17 protein-coding genes (1 of these 17 cut by a window edge) are annotated in these 23,634 nt (G+C 59.7%); 6 read left to right on the top strand and 11 right to left on the bottom strand.

The features are described 5' to 3' along the window. Positions 1–1,548, top strand: the 3' portion of a protein-coding gene (locus AGR7B_RS20510; RefSeq protein ID WP_020811299.1) for a M23 family metallopeptidase. The gene continues 399 nt to the left of window position 1, outside the view; only the last 1,548 of its 1,947 coding nucleotides appear in the window; the start codon falls outside the window, past its left edge; its stop codon occupies positions 1,546–1,548. A gap of 87 nt (positions 1,549–1,635) precedes the next feature. Here AGR7B_RS20510 and clpB read toward each other — a convergent pair whose 3' ends face one another. The 6 genes from clpB to AGR7B_RS20475 form a co-directional block, all read right to left on the bottom strand. Further along, positions 1,636–4,260 carry an ATP-dependent chaperone ClpB gene (gene clpB / locus AGR7B_RS20505; RefSeq protein ID WP_080857720.1) on the bottom strand — a complete coding sequence of 875 codons (2,625 nt, stop codon included), beginning with the start codon at positions 4,258–4,260 and terminating at the stop codon, positions 1,636–1,638. 366 nt (positions 4,261–4,626) lie between these two features. Continuing rightward, positions 4,627–5,406: a DUF4167 domain-containing protein gene (locus AGR7B_RS20495; protein ID WP_080857719.1), complete on the bottom strand. Its 780-nt coding sequence runs from the start codon at positions 5,404–5,406 to the stop codon at positions 4,627–4,629. Positions 5,407–5,802: 396 nt separating this feature from the next. After that, a complete protein-coding gene (gene prmC / locus AGR7B_RS20490) occupies positions 5,803–6,672 on the bottom strand; it encodes a peptide chain release factor N(5)-glutamine methyltransferase (RefSeq protein ID WP_080857718.1) in 870 nt (289 codons plus the stop codon). After that, a complete protein-coding gene (gene prfA, locus AGR7B_RS20485) occupies positions 6,669–7,748 on the bottom strand; it encodes a peptide chain release factor 1 (RefSeq protein WP_065657303.1) in 1,080 nt (359 codons plus the stop codon). Before prfA ends, prmC begins: the two co-directional genes overlap by 4 nt. Positions 7,749–7,878: 130 nt before the next feature. Continuing rightward, entirely contained in the window at positions 7,879–10,146 is a 2,268-nt protein-coding gene (ptsP, locus tag AGR7B_RS20480; RefSeq protein WP_065657304.1) for a phosphoenolpyruvate--protein phosphotransferase, read from the bottom strand. Between the two features lie 174 nt (positions 10,147–10,320). Further along, the gene (locus AGR7B_RS20475) at positions 10,321–11,598 is read right to left on the bottom strand and encodes an aspartate kinase (RefSeq protein WP_003522538.1); all 1,278 of its coding nucleotides are present in this window, start codon (positions 11,596–11,598) and stop codon (positions 10,321–10,323) included. Between the two features lie 390 nt (positions 11,599–11,988). Here AGR7B_RS20475 and AGR7B_RS20465 point away from each other — a divergent pair, with 390 nt between their 5' ends. Continuing rightward, positions 11,989–13,836: a DEAD/DEAH box helicase gene (locus tag AGR7B_RS20465; protein ID WP_065657305.1), complete on the top strand. Its 1,848-nt coding sequence runs from the start codon at positions 11,989–11,991 to the stop codon at positions 13,834–13,836. A 298-nt stretch (positions 13,837–14,134) separates the two neighbouring features. On the opposite strand, the gene AGR7B_RS20460 is transcribed toward AGR7B_RS20465, so the two are convergent. Both AGR7B_RS20460 and nspC read right to left on the bottom strand, forming a co-directional pair. Next, entirely contained in the window at positions 14,135–15,373 is a 1,239-nt protein-coding gene (locus AGR7B_RS20460; protein WP_065657306.1) for a saccharopine dehydrogenase family protein, read from the bottom strand. A 60-nt stretch (positions 15,374–15,433) separates the two neighbouring features. After that, entirely contained in the window at positions 15,434–16,531 is a 1,098-nt protein-coding gene (gene nspC, locus AGR7B_RS20455; RefSeq protein ID WP_065657307.1) for a carboxynorspermidine decarboxylase, read from the bottom strand. A gap of 273 nt (positions 16,532–16,804) precedes the next feature. Between nspC and AGR7B_RS20450 the strand changes: the two genes are divergently transcribed. The 3 genes from AGR7B_RS20450 to galE all read left to right on the top strand — a co-directional run bounded on the left by AGR7B_RS20450 (position 16,805) and on the right by galE (position 18,762). Next, a complete protein-coding gene (locus AGR7B_RS20450; RefSeq protein WP_003522534.1) occupies positions 16,805–17,149 on the top strand; it encodes an ElaB/YgaM/YqjD family protein in 345 nt (114 codons plus the stop codon). Between the two features lie 10 nt (positions 17,150–17,159). Then, positions 17,160–17,597: a hypothetical protein gene (locus AGR7B_RS20445; protein WP_080857717.1), complete on the top strand. Its 438-nt coding sequence runs from the start codon at positions 17,160–17,162 to the stop codon at positions 17,595–17,597. A gap of 181 nt (positions 17,598–17,778) precedes the next feature. Then, positions 17,779–18,762: a UDP-glucose 4-epimerase GalE gene (galE, locus tag AGR7B_RS20440; RefSeq protein WP_104679835.1), complete on the top strand. Its 984-nt coding sequence runs from the start codon at positions 17,779–17,781 to the stop codon at positions 18,760–18,762. A 105-nt stretch (positions 18,763–18,867) separates the two neighbouring features. Here the strand turns inward: galE and AGR7B_RS20435 are convergent, their stop codons facing one another. Then, positions 18,868–19,443, bottom strand: a complete 576-nt coding sequence (locus AGR7B_RS20435) for a PRC-barrel domain-containing protein (protein WP_080858189.1) — start codon at positions 19,441–19,443, stop codon at positions 18,868–18,870. Positions 19,444–19,679: 236 nt separating this feature from the next. Here AGR7B_RS20435 and AGR7B_RS20430 point away from each other — a divergent pair, with 236 nt between their 5' ends. Continuing rightward, the gene (locus tag AGR7B_RS20430) at positions 19,680–21,404 is read left to right on the top strand and encodes a sensor histidine kinase (protein ID WP_162934213.1); all 1,725 of its coding nucleotides are present in this window, start codon (positions 19,680–19,682) and stop codon (positions 21,402–21,404) included. Between the two features lie 292 nt (positions 21,405–21,696). Here AGR7B_RS20430 and AGR7B_RS20425 read toward each other — a convergent pair whose 3' ends face one another. Beyond that, positions 21,697–22,680, bottom strand: a complete 984-nt coding sequence (locus tag AGR7B_RS20425; protein WP_065657311.1) for a sensor histidine kinase — start codon at positions 22,678–22,680, stop codon at positions 21,697–21,699. 101 nt (positions 22,681–22,781) lie between these two features. Beyond that, positions 22,782–23,576: a response regulator gene (locus tag AGR7B_RS20420; protein WP_003522529.1), complete on the bottom strand. Its 795-nt coding sequence runs from the start codon at positions 23,574–23,576 to the stop codon at positions 22,782–22,784. Between the last annotated feature and the right edge of the window lie 58 nt (positions 23,577–23,634).

Genomic DNA, 23,634 nt, shown 5'->3' with positions numbered 1-23,634 from the left:
TACGCCAAGCAGGATGACTATCCCGCCTTCGATCCCCTGAATATTTTTGCCAGCAACGAAGACAAGGACGCATCGGCACCCGCGCCTAGCCGGACGGGAACGATCTATGGCTCCGAGGTTGAATCCGAAGTCAGCCTGAAGACTGTCGCCTTTCCCGTCCAGCATTCCAAATATGCCTTCGCCGGCTCATTGAGCTTCGACGAGGTCGAGGAGGCGGTGCGCTCGAACGGTTCGATCCTGACGGATGGCAACGAGCAGCTGGCCGCGCTCTATTACATCGACCCACGCCGTTTCGATAATGACGACGGCGATGTCGACATTACCGCGGGCCTTGCCGCCCGTGTCGTCGAACAGAACATGTCGGTCTCGACCCCGCAGTCCGCCTCGGTGCCTGTCAAGGAATATGCCGACGACGTGATCCCTGCCCGCCAGACCGAAACCATCGAGGCCGCCCTTTTCGGCGCCGGCTATTCGAAGGCGCAGTCCTCGGAAATCGCCGGGCTGCTATCGCCGCAAATCCAGTCGAACAATGTCGAAAGCGGCGATGTGCTGCGCGTCGGCATTATTCAGGAAGACGAGAAAAGCGATATCGTGCGCGTCAGCCTTTACCGCAAGGGCCGCCACATGGTCACCATGGCCATCGATGACAGCAAGCGTTTCATCAAGGCCAGCGAACCGCCGAAGCTCGATGCCGTGGCGACCGCCTTCGACAGCACCCCCGCGCCTGCCGCCGGACGCGATCTGCCGAGCGTTTATGACGGGGTCTACCGTGCGGCTTTGGCCTACGGCATGAACCAGGGCATGGTTTCCCAGCTCATCAAGCTTCTGGCCAGCAGCGTCGATTTTCAGGCGCAGCTCAAGCCGGCGGATACGCTGGAAGCCTTCTTCTCCGTGGAAGATGCGGATGGCAAGGCGACAGACAAGTCGGAACTGCTCTACGTCAACGCCAAATTCGGCGACAACGAGACACGTTTTTACCGGTTCCAGAACCCGGACGACAACAGCATCGATTACTTCGATGAAAACGGCAAAAGCATCCGGCAATTCCTGTTGCGTAACCCGGTTCCGAACGGCCGCATGACATCCGGTTTCGGCATGCGCCGTCACCCGGTTCTGAAATTCAGCCGCATGCATACCGGCACCGACTGGGCCGCCGCCCGCGGCACGCCGATCATCGCGACGGGCAATGGCACCGTCGAAAAGGCCGGATGGGCGTCCGGTTACGGCAACCAGACGCTGATCCGCCATGCCAATGGCTATGTCTCTTCCTATAACCACCAGAGCGCCATCGCCAAGGGTGTCACCGAAGGCGCAAAGGTCCGGCAGGGCCAGGTCATCGGTTACGTGGGATCGACCGGTCTTTCGACCGGCGCGCATCTGCATTACGAGCTGATCGTCAACGGCACCAAGGTGGATGCGATGAAGGTGCGCCTGCCGGGCGGCAAGTCGCTTTCCGGCGAGGCGCTGGCGCGTTTCTCCGACGAGAGAAAGCGCATCGACAATCTGCTGAATATTGACGAAAAGCCCAATCAGGTGGCGAGCCGCTGATCTGCGGGAAGACCCGAACGACAATCCCGGTCATATGAAAAGGGCCCGGTCATATGAAAAGGGCTCCGTTTCCGGAGCCCTTTCATTTTATGCCGCATCGGCCGTTTCAGCTTCGGCCTCACCCTTGGCGGGCTTGACCTTGAACAGCAGCCGGTCCGTGCCCGAGGTCACCTTGACCCGCGATCCATCCGGGACTTCGCCGCCGAGGATCATTTCGGCAAGCCTGTCCTGAACTGCCTTCTGGATCACCCGTTTCAGCGGACGCGCGCCGTAAGCCGGATCGTAACCCTTATTGGCAAGCCAGTTGCGGGCATCCTCATCCAGTTCGAGCGAAATCTTGCGATCGCCGAGCAGCGAGATGAGGCGCTTCAGCTGGATTTCGACAATCGCACCCATTTCGTCGCGCCGCAGGCGGTGGAAGAGGATGATATCGTCGATACGGTTGAGGAATTCCGGCCGGAAATGCGACCGGACCCGCTCCATAACCAGATCGCGAACCGAATCCACATCGTCATTGTCGCCCATCTGCGTCATGAATTCCGAACCGAGGTTCGAGGTCATGATGATGATGGTGTTCTTGAAATCGACGGTGCGGCCCTGGCCATCCGTGAGGCGGCCATCATCCAGCACCTGCAAGAGGACGTTGAACACGTCCGGATGCGCTTTCTCGATCTCGTCGAACAGCACGACCTGATAGGGCCGGCGGCGAACCGCTTCCGTGAGCGCCCCGCCCTCTTCGTAACCGACATAGCCGGGAGGCGCACCGATCAGCCGGGCAACGGAGTGTTTCTCCATATATTCCGACATATCGAGGCGAACCATCGCGGTTTCGTCGTCGAACAGGAAGCGGGCGAGCGACTTGGTCAGCTCGGTCTTGCCCACACCCGTCGGGCCGAGGAAGATGAACGAACCGATCGGCCGGTTGGGATCCTGAAGGCCGGCGCGCGAACGGCGAACCGCCTTGGAAACCGCCTGAACGGCCTCGCCTTGCCCGACAACGGACTTGGCAAGCTCGTCTTCCATGCGCAGCAGCTTTTCGCGCTGGCCTTCCAGCATCTTGTCGACAGGAATACCGGTCCAGCGGGAAACGACATGGGCGATATTGTCCGCCGTCACCACTTCCTGAACCATCGAGCCGGCACCGCTGCTATCGCGGGCTTCCGCCGCAGCCAGTTCCTTTTCGAGACCCGGAATGATGCCATAGGTCAGCTCGCCGGCGCGCTGGAACTGACCATTGCGCTGGGCAATCGCCAATTCGTTGCGGGCTTCGTCCAGCCGCTTCTTGAGGTCAGCGGCATGGCCGAGCTTCTGCTTTTCCGCCTGCCAGCGGGCCGTCAGCGCATCCGCCTTTTCTTCCGTATCGGCCAACTCGTCCTCGAGCTTCTTGAGGCGGTCGGCGGACGACTGGTCCGTTTCCTGCTTCAGGGCTTCGCGCTCGATCTTGAGCTGAATGATGCGGCGATCCAGTTCGTCCAGTTCTTCCGGCTTGGAATCCACCTGCATGCGAAGACGCGAAGCGGCTTCGTCCATCAGGTCGATTGCCTTGTCGGGCAGGAAGCGGTCGGTGATATAGCGGTTGGAAAGCGTTGCAGCCGCAACCAGGGCCGAATCCGAGATGCGGACCTTGTGATGCTGTTCGTATTTTTCCTTCAGGCCGCGCAGGATCGAGATCGTGTCTTCCACGGTCGGCTCGTCCACAAGAACGGGCTGGAAACGGCGGGCAAGGGCCGGGTCCTTTTCCACATGCTTGCGGTACTCATCGAGCGTGGTGGCGCCGACGCAGTGCAACTCGCCGCGGGCAAGCGCGGGCTTCAGGAGGTTGGACGCATCCATCGCACCATCGGCCTTGCCGGCGCCGACCAGCGTGTGCATCTCATCGATGAACAGGATGATGCCGCCATTTTCGGCCTGCACTTCATTGAGCACAGCCTTCAGACGTTCTTCGAACTCACCGCGATATTTCGCACCGGCGATCAGCGCGCCCATATCGAGCGCCATCAACTTCTTGTCCTTCAGACTTTCCGGCACGTCGCCATTGACGATGCGCAACGCAAGGCCTTCGGCAATCGCCGTTTTACCGACGCCGGGTTCACCGATCAGCACGGGATTGTTCTTGGTACGGCGTGACAGCACCTGGATGGTGCGGCGGATTTCGTCGTCGCGGCCGATCACCGGGTCGAGCTTGCCTTCACGAGCCTCTTCCGTCAGGTCGCGCGCGAATTTCTTCAGCGCATCGAAGCCCTGTTCGGCATTGGCGCTATCGGCGGTGCGGCCCTTGCGGATATCGTTGATGACCTGATTGAGCGCCTGCGCCGTTGCGCCGGCCTTCTTCAGAGAAGCCGAAGTGGTGGCGGAGCTTTCAATCGCAAGTGCCTGCAGCAGACGCTCGACAGTGACGAAACTGTCGCCGGCCTTCTTGGCGAGATCTTCCGCAGTCGAGAATACTTTGGCGAGCGGCGCGGTGAGCGAAAGGCCGCCATTGCCGCCGGAAACCTTGGGCAACTTGGCAAGCGCCGCATTATTGGCAAGACGCGCTTCCTTGGCGTTGCCGCCGGCGCGCTCGATCAGCGATGCCGCCATGCCCTGCTCGTCATCGAGCAGAACTTTCAGAACGTGTTCGGGCGAAAACTGCTGATGGTTTTCGGCCAGGGCAAAGGTCTGTGCCGATTGCAGAAAACCGCGAACGCGTTCGGAGTATTTTTCAATATTCATAGTCGAACCTCCATTGACCGGCCCGCCCGCTTTCGGCACGGCTCCGGGTGTTAGGGTTGAGGCTCCCTCAAAAGGCAAGCCCCGCTACGACAGCCGTGTTTATAGGATTTCACGATCGCCGCCTCTTGATGGTCGGTTGCCGGCGAATGCGGCTTCTGTCCGTCCTGCACGAATATGGGAGGCATTTTCATCGGTTTAAAGGGGAGAAAATCCACCGTCCGGGAAATTTTCACATGATTTGAGAGGTATCAATTCGCCACATGAAACCACGCCGATTGCTGGCGGAATGTTCATCACCAATCGCCAAAAACAAAAAACTCCGGCAAGCCGGAGTTTTTCGATCGCAGAGTAATTTGCAGAAGCTGCTTATTCGGCAGCGTTCTCAAGCGTGGCGGGTGCCGCCTCTTCACCGGCCGGCGCATCTTCGCCTTCGGCGCCTTCCGCAGCGGCGGTGCGGCGCGGGCGGCGCTGGCGCGGTCCGGTTGCACGGCGTGCCTTCGGTGCGCGTTCGCCCGCCGGAGCTTCCGCCTGCTGCTGCTCTTCTTCGACGGCGACTTCCATGGGCGTGCCTTCGATGACGGGCTGCGGCGCCTGGCTGGCGTCGTATACCGGCGGCTGCTGTTCGGCGGCTACCTGCGGCTGGCGCGGCTGACGCTCCTGCCGTTCGCGGCGGTCCGGGCGCTCACGACGCTGTTCGTTCCGCTCAGTACGCTCCTGACGTTCCGGCTGCTGCGCGCGCTCGGCCTGTTCGGCCTGCTGCTGCGGTGCAACGACGCCTTCATCGCCGTCGTTCACATCCATATCGTCGCCATCGGCAGCATTGTACTCGCCGCGGTCGTCGCGCTGGAAACGTTCCTGCATCTGGGCCTGAGCCGAAGCGATGATGCGGTTATAGTGTTCAGCGTGCTGCAGATAGTTCTCAGCGATCACGCGGTCGCCGGAACTCTGCGCATCGCGCGCCAGAGCCGCGTATTTTTCCGCTATGTGCTGGGCTGTGCCACGGATTTTAACATCGGGGCCGGAACTGTCATAAGTCCTGGTGAGCGGGTTGCCGCCCTTGCGGTTGAAGTTGTTGTTACCGCCACCATTGTTATTGTTGTTGTTTCCACGCCCCCGGCCGCGCTTGTTTTGCTGTCCTGGCCTCATCAATTGCTCACCTGAATTCTGTTTTGCTGACAATCTGGTTGTTTTCATGCAATTCCGGGCGGAAAACCGCTGGAAATTTTTCCTGAAATTGCTCCATCACGCGCCTTGCCGAAGATAACCCCAGGGCAAGACCTCGCGTATGACGACCGGCTGCGCAAATGCTGCACCGAGCCGCCTGCGAACAAAGTTTACTGATTCACATGCCGGAAACGCCCAGCCTTTCAGGGCTCTTTAAAGAACCCGCTTCGGGACTGACCCATACCCTGACGAATCTGTGTTCGTCCTCAGCCACCCGGCATGTGGCCGCAAACTATCCCGCTTCCTGCGGAAATCCAAGCCTTTTCTTTTGCTGTGCAAAATATCCTTGCAAAAAATCCGAAGACATATCGCGAACAACTATCTCCGGAAGGTCAAAACTCTGTCGTTACCGCCATAATCCTTCACGGCGTCCAGAAGAGAGAAGCCGTGGGAAGCAAATATAGCGGAAACATCAAGCCTTTGATCGAAACCGATCTCCACACCGACAATCCCGTTTTCCACAAGAAAGCGGCCTGCATCGGCAGCGATGAGGCGGTACGGTGCAAGGCCGTCCTGACCTCCATCCAGCGCCGCCATCGGGTCGTGGTTACGAACCTCCTGGTCAAGCGTTGCGACGATATCAGTCCTTATATAAGGCGGATTCGACACAATTATGTCAAAGCGGCCGGAGATTTTTTCAAACCAGTCGCTGCGTATGGCCTCGAAGCGCCCGCCGAGATCGTTTCGGGCCGCATTCCGGACCGCCGTTTCGAGCGCATCGGCGGAAATATCGCTGCCGATACCGGTTGCTTCGGGGCACTCCTTCAACAGCGCCAGACAGATCGCGCCGGTCCCGGTGCCCATATCCAGAATGCGGGCGCTGCCCTTGGCGGAAACGGCTTTTTTCAGCGCCGGCAACAGGGTATCGACAAGAACTTCCGTATCCGGCCGGGGCTCGAGCGTCTCCTCAGACAAAAGAAGGTCGAGCCCATGAAATTCCCGGTGGCCGAGAATACGGTGAACGGGCTCGCCATTCGCCCGCCTTTCGATCATGGCCGCGATACGGGCGCTTTCTTCCGGCATAACGGCACGATCAGGTTTCATCACGAAATCGGTCAATGAAAAACCGACAACCTCCGCAATCAAAAGCCGCGCATCGAGAAGCGGATCGGCGATCCCCGCCGCCTGCAATCTTTTGCGGGCTGCGGCAAGCGCACTCGCAACACTCGCTTCAGCGGCCGTGCTCAAAGCTGTTCGCCGAGCTGTGCAAGCTGCCCCGCCTGATAGTCGGCGATCAGCGCATCCACCAGCTCATCGATCTCGCCTTCGATCATCCGGTCCAGCTTGTAGAGCGTGAGGTTGATGCGGTGATCGGTAACGCGGCCCTGCGGGAAGTTATAGGTGCGGATGCGCTCGGAACGGTCGCCGGAACCTACCTGGCTCTTACGGTCGGCTGAACGTTCGCTCTCCACTTTCTGGCGCTCGATGTCGTAGAGACGCGAGCGCAGGACCTGCATGGCCTTGGCGCGGTTCTGATGCTGCGATTTCTCCGAGCTGGTAACGATCAGGCCCGTCGGCAGATGGGTGATGCGAACGGCGGAGTCGGTGGTGTTGACGTGCTGGCCGCCTGCACCCGAAGCACGCATCGTGTCGATACGAATGTCTTCCGGGCGGATTTCGATATCGATATCTTCCGCTTCCGGCAGGACCGCAACGGTGGCGGCAGACGTATGGATGCGGCCGCTCGCTTCCGTTTCCGGCACGCGCTGCACCCGGTGCACGCCGGATTCGAATTTCAGCTTGGAGAACACCCCTCGCCCGCTGATCGTCGCGATGATTTCCTTGTAACCGCCCGCTTCGCCCTCGCTTGCGGAAAGCACTTCCACCTTCCAGCCCTTGGTCGAGGCGAAGCGCTCATACATGCGGAACAGATCGCCGGCGAAAAGGGCTGCCTCGGAGCCGCCGGTGCCCGCCCGAATTTCGAGAATCGCGCTTTTTTCGTCCGCCGCATCCTTCGGCAGCAGCAGAACCTGCATGTCCTTTTCAAGCTCACCGATGCGGACCTCGACATCCGGCAGCTCCATTTCCGCCAGATCGCGCATATCCTTGTCGGTCGACTTGTCGGCCAGCAGCGCCTCCAGATCGGCGGCTTCGGAAACCGCCTTCTCGTAGTCGCGGATTTTCTTCACCACCGGCTCGAGTTCGGAATATTCCGAAGCCAGTTTCACATAGACATCCGCAGCAGGCCCGGCCGACATACGCGCTTCGATCTCACCGAAACGCCTTTCCAACTCGCGCATTTTTTCGACGGGAAGCTTCGCCACCAGTCACTCCAATAATGAAACAGGTCTTTTAGAGGGTTTTCGCTTTTCTTCGAAACGCGAAAACGCTTTAACCTTTTGCTCTAACGCATTTCCGGACGGAAAACCGGGATCCACTTTTCCTGGAAATGCTCTAAATGGGAATGGAATGCGTCGCGGCAAAGCGTAACAACACCTCGCGCGCGCTTTCCAGCGAATTATGGTCGTCCAGCGCCGCGTTCAGCTCTTCGGCGAGGCGCGCGGCATCGAGCCCGAGAAGCATGGCCTTGACCGGACCGATGGCCGTCGGCGACATGGAAACAGAACGGAAACCGAGGCCGATCAAAGCCATGGCCGAAAGCGGCTTGCCCGCCATTTCGCCGCACAGCGTGACCGAGGTGTGGTGCCTTTCGCCAGCGCGGACGATATCGCGCAGAATGCGCAGAAACGGCTTGCCCAGATTATCGAAACGATCCGAAACACGCGCATTGCCGCGGTCTACCGCCATCGAGAACTGGAACAGGTCGTTCGAACCGACGGACACGAAATCCACCTCCTGCATCAGCTCATCGAGCTGCCACATCAGCGATGGCACTTCCAGCATGGCGCCGAATTGCAGCTTTTTCGGCAACGCATGGCTGAATTTCGAAAGATGCTGCACTTCCTTCTGCAAAAGGTCGCGAGCGGCGCGGATTTCCGACACTTCCGTCACCATCGGCAGCATCATGCGCAGTTCGGCACCCGAGGCGGCGCGCAGCAGCGCGCGCATCTGCGTTCGCATCAGGCCCGGCCGGTCCAGCGACAGGCGGATCGCCCGCCAGCCCAGCGCCGGATTTTCCTCTTCCTGGCCGCGCATATAAGAAACGACCTTGTCGCCGCCGATATCGAGCGTGCGGAAGGTGACGCTCTTACCCTTCGCCTGCCGCAGGACGGAGCGATAGAACGCCTCCTGCTCCTCGCCCTTCGGCATGTTGGAGGCGATCATGAATTGCAGCTCGGTGCGGAACAGGCCAATGCCGTCGGCGCCGGATTCGTCGAGCTGCGGCAGGTCCACCAGAAGGCCCGCATTCATCTTCAGATTGACCTTCTGGCCATCCTTGGTGATCGGCTCGACATTGCGCAGCGCCCGGAACTGCTCCTGCCGCCGGGCCCGCAGGCGCACCTTTTCTTCATAAGCACGCTGCAAATCCGACATCGGGCGCAGATGCACCTGGCCGTCATCGCCATCGATAATGATGGGATCGTTGTTTTCCGCCAGAGCCACGATACCGGTCGCCTGTCCGATGATCGGAATGCCCATGGCACGGGCCACAATGACGACATGGCTCGTCACCGCGCCATCTTCCAGCACCAGACCACGCAGTTTTTCACGCGGGTAATCCAGCAGTTCGGCAGCACCCATGGCGCGCGCCAGAACGATGGCGTCGAGCGGGAAATCCTGCTCCGGCCCACGACCGCCAAAACCGATCAACTGCCGCAGCAGCCGGTTGGCGAGATCGTCGAAATCATGCATGCGCTCGCGCAGATAGGGATCGGTCAGGCGCATCATGCGCGCCTTGGTGTCGCTCTGCACCTTCTCGACCGCCGCCTCCGCCGTCAGGCCATTTCGGATCGCCTCTTCCATGCGCCGCACCCAGCCCTGGTCGTGAGCGAACATGCGGTAGGTTTCCAGAACCTCGCGGTGCTCACCCTCGGTCGGCACGTCGCGACGCTGCAGCATGTCGTCGATGGACAGACGCAGCGAGCCGATGGCATCGGCAAGACGCCGGATTTCCGTATCGGCATCTTCATTGAGCAGGTTGGTGACGACGATGCGCGGATCGTGCAGCACGACATGGCCAAGACCGATGCCTTCGCCATAGCCGTCGCCATCGATGGAGACGGCGCGCGTCAGATCCAGCTCCACCCCGGGGCGGGTGATCTTCTTCAACTCGCCGCTCGCCACTATTTCGGCAATGAGCATCGCGGTTGTCTCAAGCGCTTCCACTTCATCCTCCCGGTATGTTCGGCTGGCCTTGTTCTGGACCACAAGAACGCCAAGAGTGCGACCGGAACGCAAAATCGGCACGCCGAGGAAGGAATGATAAATTTCCTCACCGGTTTCAGGAAGATAGCGGAAAGCGGGATGCGCCTGCGCATCGGAAAGATTGAGAGGTTGGGCGGAAGCGGCGATGGTGCCGACAAGACCTTGCCCCATTTTCAGCTGGGCAAGATGCACGGCATCCTTGTTCAGACCTTCGGTAGCGTAAAGCTCGAGCACGCTGTCGGAGCGCAGCACATAGACCGAGCAAACCTCCGCCACCATGTTGCTGGCAATCTGACGGACGATCTGGTCCAGACGGTCCTGCGGTTCAAGGTGCTCCGCCATCATTTCGCGCAGCCGCTTGAGCAGGACGCGCGGACCTGCGGAAAGGTCTCTCATCGCGTTTGCTCCCCGACACTTCCGATCCGAATGTCATAATATTCGAGAATCAAAAGGTCATTTAAAAATTTATAGCGCGAGAAGCGCGTCCCGCAAGGGACACGCTTTCATGAAACGCCACATCGGAAGAACGCAACTCCGAAGAATCGGAGCATCGGGAACCGATGTCTCGGCTTAGCTCTTATCGAGACCGTAGGCGGAATGCAAAGTGCGAACCGCAAGTTCGGCATAGGCGCCGTCGATCAGGATCGAAATCTTGATCTCGGAGGTGGTGATCGCCTTGATGTTGATGTTCTTCTCGGCAAGCGCCTTAAACGCGCTGGCGGCAACGCCGGCGTGGCTGCGCATGCCGATACCGATGACCGAAACCTTGGCGAGACCGGTCTCGTTCTGCGCGACGTCGAAGCCGATCTGGGCCTTGTTGTCTTCCAGAAGCTTGATCGCCTTGGCAACGTCGCCCGAAGGAACGGTGAAGGTCATGTCGGTGCGCGAACCGTCTTCGGAGATGTTCTGCACGATCATGTCGACGTTGATATGCGCTTCGGCGAGCGGCCCGAAGATCGCGGCGGAAACGCCCGGACGGTCGGCCACGCGGCGCAGCGAGATCTGTGCTTCATCCTTGGCATAGGCGATGCCGGTTACGACTTCCTGTTCCACGATTTCATCCTCGTCACAAATCAAAGTACCGGGCGGGTTGATGAGGTCGCCCATGCCCGGCGCATCGGGATCCTCGAAACTGGAGCGAACGAAGGTGCGCACCTTGTGTACCATGGCAAGCTCGACCGAGCGAACCTGCAGAACCTTCGCGCCGAGAGACGCCATTTCGAGCATTTCCTCGAAGGCGATCTTCTTCATGCGGCGAGCCTTGGGCTCGATGCGCGGATCGGTCGTATAAACGCCGTCGACATCGGTGTAGATGTCGCAACGATCCGCCTTGACGGCAGCGGCAATCGCCACTGCGGACGTATCCGAACCGCCGCGTCCGAGCGTCGCGATGCGGTTGTCCGGGCCGATGCCCTGGAAACCGGCGACAACGGCAACCTGACCTTCACCCATGCGATGAATGATATCCGAACCGTCGATTTCGAGAATGCGGGCGGCGCCATGCGCATTGTCGGTGCGGATCGGGATCTGCCAGCCCTGCCAGGAGCGCGCATTGATGCCCATGGATTGCAGCGTGATCGCCAGAAGGCCTGACGTCACCTGCTCGCCGGATGCAACAACCGCGTCATATTCGCGCGCATCGAAAAAGGAGGCGGCATTGGCGCCGGCCACCTTCGCGGCGTTCTGCACCCAGTCCACCAGCTCATTGGTTTTGCCGGACATGGCGGAAACGACCACGGCCACTTCATGGCCGGCATCCACTTCGCGTTTCACATGCCGTGCGACATTGTGAATGCGTTCGAGGTTCGCGACGGACGTGCCGCCGAATTTCATGACAATGCGAGCCATAGCCTTGACCAGTACCATCCCATTTTCCCGCCGGCTCCTTCAGGAAGCGGACGGACAAGAACAAACCCAGTCGGCTCTTCCTGACAAAGAGCCTCAAGTTGCGGGTCTCTTAGCGAAAAGGCGGGGGGCACGCAATGCCGTTTATGAACCATGCGGTACGCCTTTTTCGCAGCATCGCTCCGGAACAATCGCGGGATGAAAACGTCGGCGGGATAAAGCACCCGCAAAAGAGCGTACCGCGGTGCACTGTACAAACCGGCCCATTCGCAGTATGAGCGCGGCAATGCAACCGGCCAGATGGCCGAAATGGCCTGTATCGGCTGCCCCGGAGACTTTAGGACCTATTGGTTTCGGGCGGATGCGGGCGGCTTCATATCCGAAAGACGGTAGATGACAGACACCCAGGGTATCGCCCCGGCGATCGCGCAGGCGTTGGAAAAACGCGGCTATAAAGATTTGACCCCCGTGCAGCAGGCGATGCTTGCACCCGAACTGGCCGACAAGGATGCGCTGGTTTCCGCACAGACCGGCTCCGGCAAGACGGTTGCCTTCGGCATTGCACTGGCGCCGACGCTGCTGCCGGAGAGCGGCCGCTTCGGTCAGGCTTCCGCACCCTTGGCGCTCGCCATCGCGCCGACCCGCGAACTGGCCATGCAGGTCAAGCGGGAGCTGGAGTGGCTCTATGAATTCGCAGGTGTCTCGATTGCCTCCTGCGTCGGTGGCATGGATGTGCGCAACGAGCGCCGGGCGCTGGAGCGCGGCGCTCACATCGTCGTCGGCACGCCCGGGCGTCTTTGCGACCACATCAAGCGCGGCGCGCTCGATCTGTCGTCCATCCGCGCCGTGGTGCTGGATGAAGCCGACGAGATGCTCGATCTCGGTTTCCGTGAAGATCTGGAATTCATTCTGGAAGAATCGCCGGAAACCCGCCGCACGCTGATGTTCTCGGCCACCGTTCCGCGCAGCATCGCCAAGCTTGCGGAAAGCTACCAGAAGAACGCCGTGCGCATCGCCACCGCTTCCGAACAGAAGCAGCATGTGGATATCGAATACCGCGCCATGCTGGTGACGCCGGCCGACCGCGAGAACGCCATCATCAATGCGCTGCGCTTTTATGAAGCCCGCAACGCCATCGTCTTCTGCTCCACCCGTGCGGCGGTGAACCATCTGACGGCGCGGCTCAACAATCGCGGCTTTGCCGTCGTGGCCCTTTCCGGCGAACTGACCCAGAACGAACGCACCCATGCGCTGCAGGCCATGCGCGACGGCCGCGCCCGCGTCTGTGTGGCAACCGACGTTGCCGCCCGCGGTATCGACTTGCCGGGTCTCGAACTCGTCATCCACGCCGACCTGCCGACCAATTCCGAAACGCTTCTGCATCGCTCCGGCCGCACCGGCCGCGCCGGTCAGAAGGGCGTCAGCGCCATCGTGGTGCCGATCAACCAGCGCCGCAAGGCGGAACGCCTGCTGGAAGGCGCCAAGGTCAGCCCGGCATGGGTTCGTCCGCCTTCCGCCGAAGAGATCGTCGAGCGCGATGGCGCCCGGCTTCTGGCCGACCCGTCGCTGACCGAGGCCGTGGCCGAGGACGAGCGCGATTTCGTCACCAGGCTGCTCGAACAGCACGGCGCTGAAAAGGTCGCCGCCGCTTTCGTGCGCCTTTACCACGCCGGACGTTCCGCGCCCGAAGACATCGCCGAAGTCTCGCTGGACAACAACCGCAAGCCGCGCCGCGACAGTTTCGAAACGGTCGAAAACAATGCGCCGCGCCGCGAACGCTCCGATTTCGCCGACAGCGCCTGGTTTTCGCTGTCCGTCGGCCGCAAGCAGAGCGCCGAACCGCGCTGGCTGATCCCCATGCTCTGCCGTTTCGGCAAGATCACCCGCCAGGATATCGGCGCGATCCGCATGCAGCAGACGGAGACCTTCGTGGAACTGGCGGCCGACGCCGTCGACCGTTTCACCTCTGCCATCGGCAAGGACATGACGCTCGAAAAGGGCATCCGTCTGAAGGCGCTGGAAGGCAAGCCGGAAATGACCGGCGGTTTCCGCGAAGACACACGCCCGGCCAAGGCGCAGCGGAAATTCAGCAAATCGGACAACGCAAGCGGCCCCCGCGATGACCGCAAGGGCGACGACAAGCCCTGGAAAAAGAAAAAGCCCTTCGGCGACAAGCCGAAATACGAGGGCAAGAAGGACAAGCCCTTCGAAAAGCGTGGGCCGAAGCCGACGAAGGGCTGAGGGCCACTCGTCACAAGCCTCCGCAATCTCGGCTCACGTTCATCTGGGACTTGAGACCGGCAGCAAGGTTTCGGCCGTCATGCCGGCCTTGAGCCGGCATCCAGCCACGGCGCGTCTGCGCCGTGAGAAGACTCTCCCGCGATCAAGGACTTGATCGCGCTGGACCCCGGACTAAATCCGGGGTGACGGTAAGGATGCTACGAATTCGCCAAACTATTCTGGTCGGCAGACGTCGCCACCAACAAAAAAGCCCCGCTTTCGCGGGGCTTTCTATTTAACGCAATCACAACACCATCACTCAGAACTCCAGCGCGCGGTCGCCGTTTTCGTCCTTGATGCGGTTCGGAAGGCCGATCTTGTTGAGAAGGTTCAGGAACGGCTTCGGCGGCAGTTCTTCCACATTGGCCATCTGCTTCACGTCCCATTCGCCGGTGGCGATGAGCATGGCGGCGGCGACCGGCGGAACGCCGGCGGTGTAGGAAATGCCCTGCGAGCCGACTTCTTCATAGGCTTCCTTGTGGTCGGCCACGTTGTAGATGAAGACTTCGCGCTCCTTGCCGTCCTTGATGCCCTTGACGATATCGCCGATGCAGGTCTTGCCGACGTAGTCGGGCGCCAGCGAAGACGGATCGGGCAGCACGGCCTTGACCACCTTGAGCGGCACGACTTCCAGGCCTTCGGCGGTCTTGACCGGCTTTTCGGACAGGAGGCCGAGGTTCTTCAGCACCGTGAAGACGTTGATATAGTGATCGCCAAAGCCCATCCAGAAGCGCACATCGGCACCGTCCATGTTCTTGGACAGCGAATGCACTTCGTCATGGCCGGTCATATAGGCCTTCTGCTTGCCGACGACCGGCAGGTCAAATTCCTGGCCGACTTCGAACATCTGGTTCGTCTGCCACTGGCCATTCTGCCAGGAGTAAACAACACCAGTGAATTCGCGGAAGTTGATCTCCGGGTCGAAGTTGGTGGAGAACCAGCGACCGTGGCTGCCGGCATTGATATCGACGATATCGACCGAGGTGACCTTGTCGAAATAGTCATCCTTGGCGAGACGCGCATAGGCGTTCACCACGCCCGGATCGAAGCCGACGCCGAGAATGGCGGTAATGCCCTTTTCCTTGCACTCTTCAGCGCGCTTCCACTCGTAGTTTCCGTACCACGGCGGCGTCTCGCAAATCTTGGTCGGATCCTCGTGGATCGCCGTATCCATATAGGCAACACCCGTGTCCATGCAGGCACGAAGAACGGACATGTTGACGAAAGCCGAACCGACGTTGATAACGATTTCAACACCGGTCTGTTTAATCAAGGCTTTCGTCGCCTCGATATCCATCGCGTCAAGCGCATGGGCCTCAAGTTTCACATCTGTCTTGAGGCTCTTCTTTTCGCGTACGGACTCGACAATCTTGCGGCACTTTCCCAAAGTCCGTGACGCAATATGAATGTCTCCCAATACATCGCTGTTCTGGGCGCATTTATGCGCCACGACCTGTGCTACGCCACCGGCGCCGATGATCAGAACGTTCTTCTTCATTTCAGGTGATGCCTCCTTTTCCCCGCAGGGATGAGCTTCGTTTCATGTTAAAAACAGGGTTTAAGACAGGCTTTGCTCGAAATCGGCAAAGTCGAATTCACGAACGGCGCGCACGGTGCCGTCCAGTTCCTTGATGGCGATGGTCGGCATCTTGACGCCGTTGAACCAGTTCTTCTTGACCATGGTGTAGCCGGCCGCGTCCTGGAAGGAGATACGGTCGCCGACCTTCAATTCCCTGTCGAAGCGGAAATCGCCGAAGATATCGCCCGCAAGGCAGGATTTGCCGCAGACCATGTAGGGATGTTCACCCTCGTTCGGTGAAACCTTGGCACTCTCACGATAGATCAGCAGATCGAGCATATGCGCTTCGATGGAGCTGTCGACGATGGCGAGGTTCTTGCCGTTGAACAGCGTGTCGAGAACCGTCACTTCCAGGGTCGTGCTTTTGGTGATCGAGGCTTCGCCCGGTTCCAGATAGACCTGCACGCCGTATTTTTCCGAGAAGGCGCGCAGACGGTCGCAGAACTGGTCGAGCGGATAATTGTCGCCGGTAAAGTGGATGCCGCCGCCGAGGCTGACCCACTCCGCACGCGACAGCAGCGATCCGAATTTCTCCTCGATCTGCGTCAACATGCGGTCGAACAGGGAAAAATCGCTGTTTTCGCAATTATTATGGATCATGAAGCCGGAGATACGGTCCATGACCTTGTCGACCTTGGCGACATCCCATTCGCCCAGCCGGCTGAAGGGGCGCGCAGGATCGGCAAGATCGAAGCTCGAGGAGCTGACCTGCGGGTTGAGGCGCAGACCGCGTGTGATGCCGGCAGCCTTGTCGGCGAAACGCTCGAGCTGACCGATGGAATTGAAGATGATCTTGTCCGCATTCGCAATCACCTCGTCGATTTCATAATCGGCATAGGCGACGGAATAGGCATGGGTCTCGCCGCCGAATTTCTCGCGGCCGAGGCGCACTTCATAAAGCGAGGACGAGGTGGTGCCGTCCATATATTGCGACATGAAATCGAACACCGACCATGTGGCGAAGCACTTCAGCGCCAAGAGCGCCTTGGCGCCGGATTTTTCCCGCACATAGGCAATCTTCTCCATGTTGCGAAGAAGTTTTGTCTTGTCGATCAGGTAATAGGGCGTCTGGAGCATGTCGTTTCACATATTGATTGAAGTCAAGGTACGTCTCGATGATGGGCCTTATAGGATGCTTGTGACAGGAAAACAAATGTCGGGCACCGAATTCCTCGAAAATCGCCCCCGAGCCGAAGTGCCATCAAGAAAACCCGTCCCGTTGCGGAACCAAGCCGGCATCGGCGCGTTTGACTGACGGACAGGCGGGTGTTTCGGCCGCCGAAACGAAGCTTCACGGACGACGGTGACGTGTCGTCGTCCCATCAATGATGTTCAGGAAGGACCTCACCTATGGCAAGCGTGCGTAGCAGCGTCAGCGACAAGATCCAGCAATCCCTCGAAAACGGCGATGCGGCCGATGTGGCAGCGCAGCTCGCCCAGCTTCGCGAAGATCTGGCTAGTCTTGCCAAAAGCGTGAAGGCGCTCGGCGTCGGCGCTTCGCATGAGCTGAAGGCGCAGGCCGCCCGCGTGGCCGATGACGCCCTCACCGCATCCGGAGAAATGGCCGACAGCGTTCGCAATGAAATATCCACGCTCAACGACAACCTCACCGACCACGTCCAGAAGAACCCGCTCCAGTCCCTCGGCATCGCCGTCGGCGTCGGTTTTGTGCTCGCCCTCCTGACGCGTCGATAAGGCCGCGCTCATGCTTGAGGCATTGCTGGTCTATCTGGGGGAGACCCAGCGCGAAGGGCGCGTCGTTACACGGCGATTGCGCGCGACCATAATCCTGTCGGTTCTGACCGGGATATTCTTCCTGATCGCCTTCATCGCCGCCGTGGTGGCGGGCTCTATCTATCTTGCCCGGCATGTGGGCGCAGGCCCCGCGGCGCTCGTCGTCGCCGGGACCGCGTTCCTGCTCGGCGTCATCATGCTGGTGGCGCTGGCGATCATCAAACGTCCGAGGGTCTATGCCGCACGTCCCGCTGTCACTCCTTTGACGGCGGCGCCGCTTGCCGCAGCCCCGATTGCCCTGCAATCGCTGCTGACGCTGGCGATCCAGGCACGTCCCTATGCGACGCTCGCCGTGGCTGTCGCGGCCGGTTTCCTGGCCACAAGGGTCAATACGAAAAAGTCCAAGTAATTTCTTGGCGACACGACAAGGCAAACCGCGCGTCCAGACGATGGATGCGCGGTTTTTTTTATGTTACCCGCGAAGGATAGACTGGTTGATGGCGTTAACCGCCACGCCGCCCTTATTTGAACAAAGTGACATACAGTCTCGGGCAGTCTCGACGCGTCCGTAATTTTCTGAAAGGCAATTGATGAAGAAGAAAGTCCTTGTCGTCGGCGGTGCCGGCTATATCGGTTCGCACACCTGCCTTCTCCTGTCTGAGCGAGGATATGAACCGGTCGTTTTCGACAATCTGTCCAACGGGCATGAGGAATTCGTCCGCTGGGGACCATTCGAACAGGGCGATATTCGCGACCGGGCGCGGCTGGATGAGGTCTTCGCCAAACACCGGCCGGAAGCCGTTCTGCATTTCGCAGCGCTGATCGAAGTCGGTGAATCGGTCAAGCAGCCCGTGGCTTTCTACGACAACAATGTCATCGGCTCGCTCAACCTGCTCTCCGCCGCCATCGATGCCGGCGTCACGGCATTCGTTTTTTCGTCCACCTGCGCAACTTACGGGTTGCCGGAACAGGTGCCGATCGACGAGACGCACCGGCAGGCGCCGATCAACCCCTATGGCCGCACCAAATGGGTGGTGGAGCAGGCGCTGAAGGACTACAGCACCTATAAGGGGCTGCGCTCCGTGATGCTGCGCTACTTCAATGCCGCCGGCGCGGATTTCGAAGGCCGCATCGGCGAATGGCACAAGCCGGAAACCCACGCGATCCCGCTGGCCATCGAGGCCGCACTCGGCCGGCGTCAGGGCTTCAAGGTGTTCGGCACGGATTACGACACGCGCGACGGCACCTGCGTGCGCGACTATATCCACATTCTCGATCTCGCCGATGCGCATGTGCGGGCCGTGGATTATCTGCTTGCCGGCGGGGAGACCGTCGAACTCAACCTCGGCACCGGCACCGGCACCACGGTGAAAGAATTGCTGGCGGCGATTTCGGAGGTTTCCGGCCGCCCCTTCCCCGTCGAATATACCGGGCGGCGCGATGGCGATTCCACGACGCTGGTCGCCAATAACGACAAGGCGAAGGAGGTTCTCGGCTGGGAGCCGCGTTATTCCCTGTCGGACATCATAAAATCCGCCTGGGCATGGCATTCCTCCCGCAATGCCGGGGATTGAACAGCCGGCGAACAAACATAAAAAAAGACACCGGCCTGTTGGCCGGTGCCTCCTGCGGGACAGCTGATTGAAGCCAGTCCCGCTCCTGCCTCCCAGGAACGGGAATTAGGGCTTGGTGGCGGATGTCGTCGTGCTGTCGGGAGCCGCCGGCGTTGCCGCATTCTTTTCGCTGGCCTTCTGTTCCAGCGTCTTGAATTCGGGAGCCGCCTTCAGCGTTTCCGCCGTTTCGGTCGTGGTGAGGCGGATGGTGCCGTCCTGCGCGTTGCGCGTCATCGTTACCTTGTCCATCGGAACGGCAACATCCTTTGCGCCGATACCGAGGAAGCCGCCTACGCCGATCACGGCCGCAACCAGACCACCGTCTTCTTCCATGATCAGGTTGGTGACGTTACCGATGCTTTCATCGGCAGCGGTATAGACCGCCTTGCCGATATAATCATTGGCGCTGACCTGCGTTTCGCCCTGTTCGGTGAGATAAGCGCCGCCTGTCGTTGTAGCCGCGCTGTCATTGGTCGAAGGAGCAGCAGGCGCCATCGGTGTGGCAGGCGGGGTTGCCGGCTCCGTCTGCGCACTCGGATTTGCCGGCGCAGGCTGGGTCGTGCCCTGAGCGATGGCCAGCGGCGCGAAAGCCGTCGTGCCCATCAGAGCGGCAGTGACGAGGATTGTAAGTTTCTTTGCCATTTCGTACCTTCCTTTCATCGTTCTCAACTGGCCGGCGGTGATGAATTTCATGTCCGCTCCTCGGCCGGTTCGTCTGGCAAACGGGTTGGTCGTTGAAATAGTTCCGATTTTTTCAACCGAGTCTGTGCGATTGTGACCGGCCGCAACAACCGAAGGTAAAAATCAGGCATTGCTAAAGGGGGACGGCACGGTATTATCCGTGTCGTAACAATGCCATAACTGCCGGAGTTTTTTGTATGCCTCGACCCGGCGACAGACTGAAAGACATGATCTCGGCTTTGCGTCGGCGCAGTGCGAATTTTTTCCCGACCGCCTCCATCGGCACCTATCTGGTGGTGATGGCTACCGTCATTACTCTGCCGCTCATTCTTTTCGGCGGCTATCTGATGCTGCGCCTCGAGGCGGAAAAACGCGACGACCTGCAACGGGAAACCATCGAGGATGTACGGGTGGTCTCCCGCAACATCGACCGCCGCCTGCAGGAAATCGCCACCTCGCTCAATCTCCTGTCGCAATTCCCGGAACTTGAGAGCGGCAACCTCGCCGCGTTTCAGGGGCGCGTCGCCGACAGTCTGAAGCGGGAGGGCCTTTACGCCATTCTCGCCACCAAAGATGGTCAGCAGCGTCTCAATACGCGCGTGCCCTATGGCCAGCCGCTCGGCAAGGTGTCGGCGGAAGCCAATCTGGCCAAAGCGATCGACTCCCGCCGCATCACCGTCTCGGACATGTTTTTCGGCTCGACCAGCAAGGAATGGGTGTTCAACGTCACCATGCCGCTCGGCCCGGACCTGGACCCCGCCGGAGACGCCCTGATCCTGACGCAGAACACCAGTGACCTGAGCAGGCTCATCCCCACGGAAAACCTGCCGCGCCACTGGGCGGTCGCCATCATTGACGGCAATAACCGCGTTGTCGTCTCAAGCGCGCCCGAAGAGGCGGAAGTGGGCAAGCCGTTTGTCACCCCCGATGTCCTTTCGGAAATGCAGGCCTTCAGCGGCAATTTTTTCGACGGCAAGGGTAATCTCTACGCCTATGCTCAATTGCCGGGCTGGCAATGGAAGACGGTGATGTGGGGTCCGCTCGCCGCAAGCCAGGCGGCGCTGATAGACACCTGGCGGCAGATGATGATCGGCAGCCTGATGCTGGTGCTGATTGCCATTGGCGGCGCCTATCTGGTCGGCCGGCAATTGCGCAGCTCCATCCGTGACCTGACCCTGATGGCCGAGCGCATCGGCGAGGGCGAGATCGTCGCACCCGTCGATACCAAGATAAAGGAGGCCAACCAGGTCGCCATCGCTCTCTCCAACGCATCCTTCGACAGAAGCCAGTCGGAAGAGCGGCTGCAATTGCTGCTGCACGAGTTGGTTCACCGTTCCAAGAACATTCTGACGCTGGTTCAGGCGATGATACGGCAATTGGGACGCGAAAATAAAAGCATTCCGGAATTCCAGAAGGAGGTCGATCACCGCCTGCGCGGCCTTGGAATGTCGATCCGGGCCCTGGCGGAGGTTCAATGGCAGGGTCTGCCGATCCGCAAGCTGATTGAAACCCACCTCGATGTTTTCGGAACCGTGGCGCAGCGCATCGTGCTGGTGGGAGAGGATTTCATGCTTTCCCCGGAAGCGGCACAGAATTTCGGTCTGGTGGTCCATGAGCTGACGACGAATTCCATCAAATACGGCTCATTGTCGGCTCCAGCGGGAAAAATTACCCTGCGCTGGCAGTCGCGTGAAAAAGACGGGCGGCAGATGATCCATCTCGTCTGGACCGAAACGGGCGGACCGCCGGCCAGAGAGCCGAGCCGCAAAGGCTTCGGCACCACGGTCATCAAAAGACATGCGGAAGGCGCCTTCGGCGGGCAGGTGCTGACGGAATATCGTGAATCCGGCTTCGAGTGGTCGCTGGAAGCGCCGATGCGTTATTTCACGCCCAAACGGTCGGAACAGACAGGCACGCATTGAAGCCGAGACTTGCGGACCTATCCGCGGTGCAGACGGCAAAAAACCGGCAAAATGGCCGGTATTTTGCGCAATGTTAAAAAAACGCATTTTTTGGGAACCGAATCCGGTCATGCGTGTTTTTACTGCAGGCCAAGCAATTCCCCCGTCCCCGCCTGAAGCTTGGCTGAAAATAAACAGGTTTCGCCCCTGAAAACCTGTCATAAAAATAGCACGGCTCTTTCATGAGCCGTGCTATTTGTTTTGGTTTTTATGAAATCAAAGATGAACCGGCGCTGCGCGCGATATCGCGATTTCAGGCATCCGCGCCGTCGCCGGAAGGAAATTTCAGCCGGTAGACGATCCGTTCCGGCGTCAACTCGTATTCGGCGCTTCCCCCCAACGCAGAGGGAACCACCTTTTCCAGCACCACGCTGCCGAAGCTGCCGCGCCGGGTCTCCGCCGGCTCTTTCGACGGCATCATCGGCTCATTCCATTCAACGATATAAAAATCACCCTCCTGACGGCATTGCAGGGATATGGGCGGGTGATAGGCGAGATTGCCGCTATGGCTGACGGTGTTGACGACCAGCTCGTGGAAGGCGAGCCCGATATAGAGCGCGCCATTCGGATTGAGCAGCAGGTTTTCGCCTTCCATACGGATGAGGTTCGGATATTCCGGCACATAAAGATCGAATTGCTGGCGCAACAACTCGAATATGCGCGCACCCCGCCAGTCCGAATCCGTAATGAGATCCTGACTCTGGGCGAGAGCGTGTAGTCTGCCGCGGAACTTGCGCAGAAAATCATCCTTGGTCAGGCTGAACCGGGCCGTCTGGCCGGCAAGGCTCTGGATGATCGCCAGGAGGTTCTTGGAACGGTGGCTGACCTCGCGCAGCAGCGAGCGCAGAAGCTGCTCGCGCCGCCTTTCCGCCGTCACCTCACGAATGGTGGTTTTCATCACCACCTGGTTCGTCTGGTTAAGAGTAGAATGAACCTGAAACTGGAAGACGCGATCATTGCCGGCATTGACTTCCAGCATGCCGCGGCTGCCCGCCGTGTTCATGTCCTTCTTGAGATCGGCCAGTCGGGCGGAGAGATCGTTACCGAACAGATTTTCATCTGTGGGACGGGATTCTGCCGGAATTTTCCAGACATCCGGCAGATTGGCCACGAATATATAGTCGCGGTTCCAGTCCTGCAGCATGACTGTCTCACCCGAATCGAGCAAGGCGAGGACGAGCGAATCGTGAAGTTCGCTTTCGTCCCTCTCCGCGTTATGCCATGCCAGCCGATGCAAATTCGTCTCCTTGCAGAAAGCCGCGGGGCAGCCCCACGACCGTAACCGCCAACGCCCGGGCACCAGAGTGGTTCCCGGTCAGTCTGCGGTTTCGGCAAAATTCACGCCGCGACGCGTGAGCTTTCGTTGAAAAACAGGGCCTGGCTGATAAGCGCTTTCACCATGTCCGGATTAAACGGCTTCGTCACAAGGAAGGTCGGCTCCGGCCGCTCGCCCGTCAGAAGACGCTCGGGGAAGGCGGTGATGAAGATGACCGGCAGCGTGGTCATCTGCAGGATGTCCTTCATTGCATCGAGACCGGAACTGCCATCGGCGAGCTGAATATCGGCAAGGATCATCTTCGGCTGGGTGCGATGGAAGAGATCGAGCGCTTCCGTGTGGGTGCGGGCGATGCCCGTGACGCGGTGGCCGAGATCGGTGACCATCTGCTCGATATCCATGGCGATCAGAGGTTCGTCCTCGATGATCATGATATCGGTTGCCACCTGGCGGGCGATTTCAGAGGCTGCCTCATCGATCAGCTTGCCGACCTGATCCTCCGAGACTTTCAGAACCTCTGCGGTTTCCGAAGGTGTGAATTCTTCGACCGTCGTCAAAAGGAACGCCTGGCGGGCAAGCGCCGGCACGGCGGAGAGGTTGGCCGAGGCGCGTTTTTCCCATCCCGACAGGTTTTCGTCGGTCTTAATATTGATCGTGACGGAACTAAAGATCGATACGAACAATTGATAGAGCGAAACGCGATCGCTGCTTGTCTGCGGAAAAATGCTGATATCGGCGATCAGAGCTTCGAGTGTTGCCGCAACATAGGCATCGCCCGTCGATTGTGAGCCGCAAACGGCACGCGCGAACCTGCGCAGATATGGCAGGTGCGGTGCGATGCGTGTAGAAACTGACATGGAATTCTCCCCTTTCATGCGGTCTGCAACGCAAACCCACGATAGCAACGTGCGCGTT

Origin of the sequence: Agrobacterium deltaense RV3 (assembly GCF_900013505.1) — a bacterium.
GTDB classification, from domain to species: Bacteria; Pseudomonadota; Alphaproteobacteria; order Rhizobiales; family Rhizobiaceae; genus Agrobacterium; species Agrobacterium leguminum.
The sequence above is the reverse complement of the archived record's forward strand: the minus strand, read 5'-3'. Positions and strand labels throughout refer to the sequence as shown.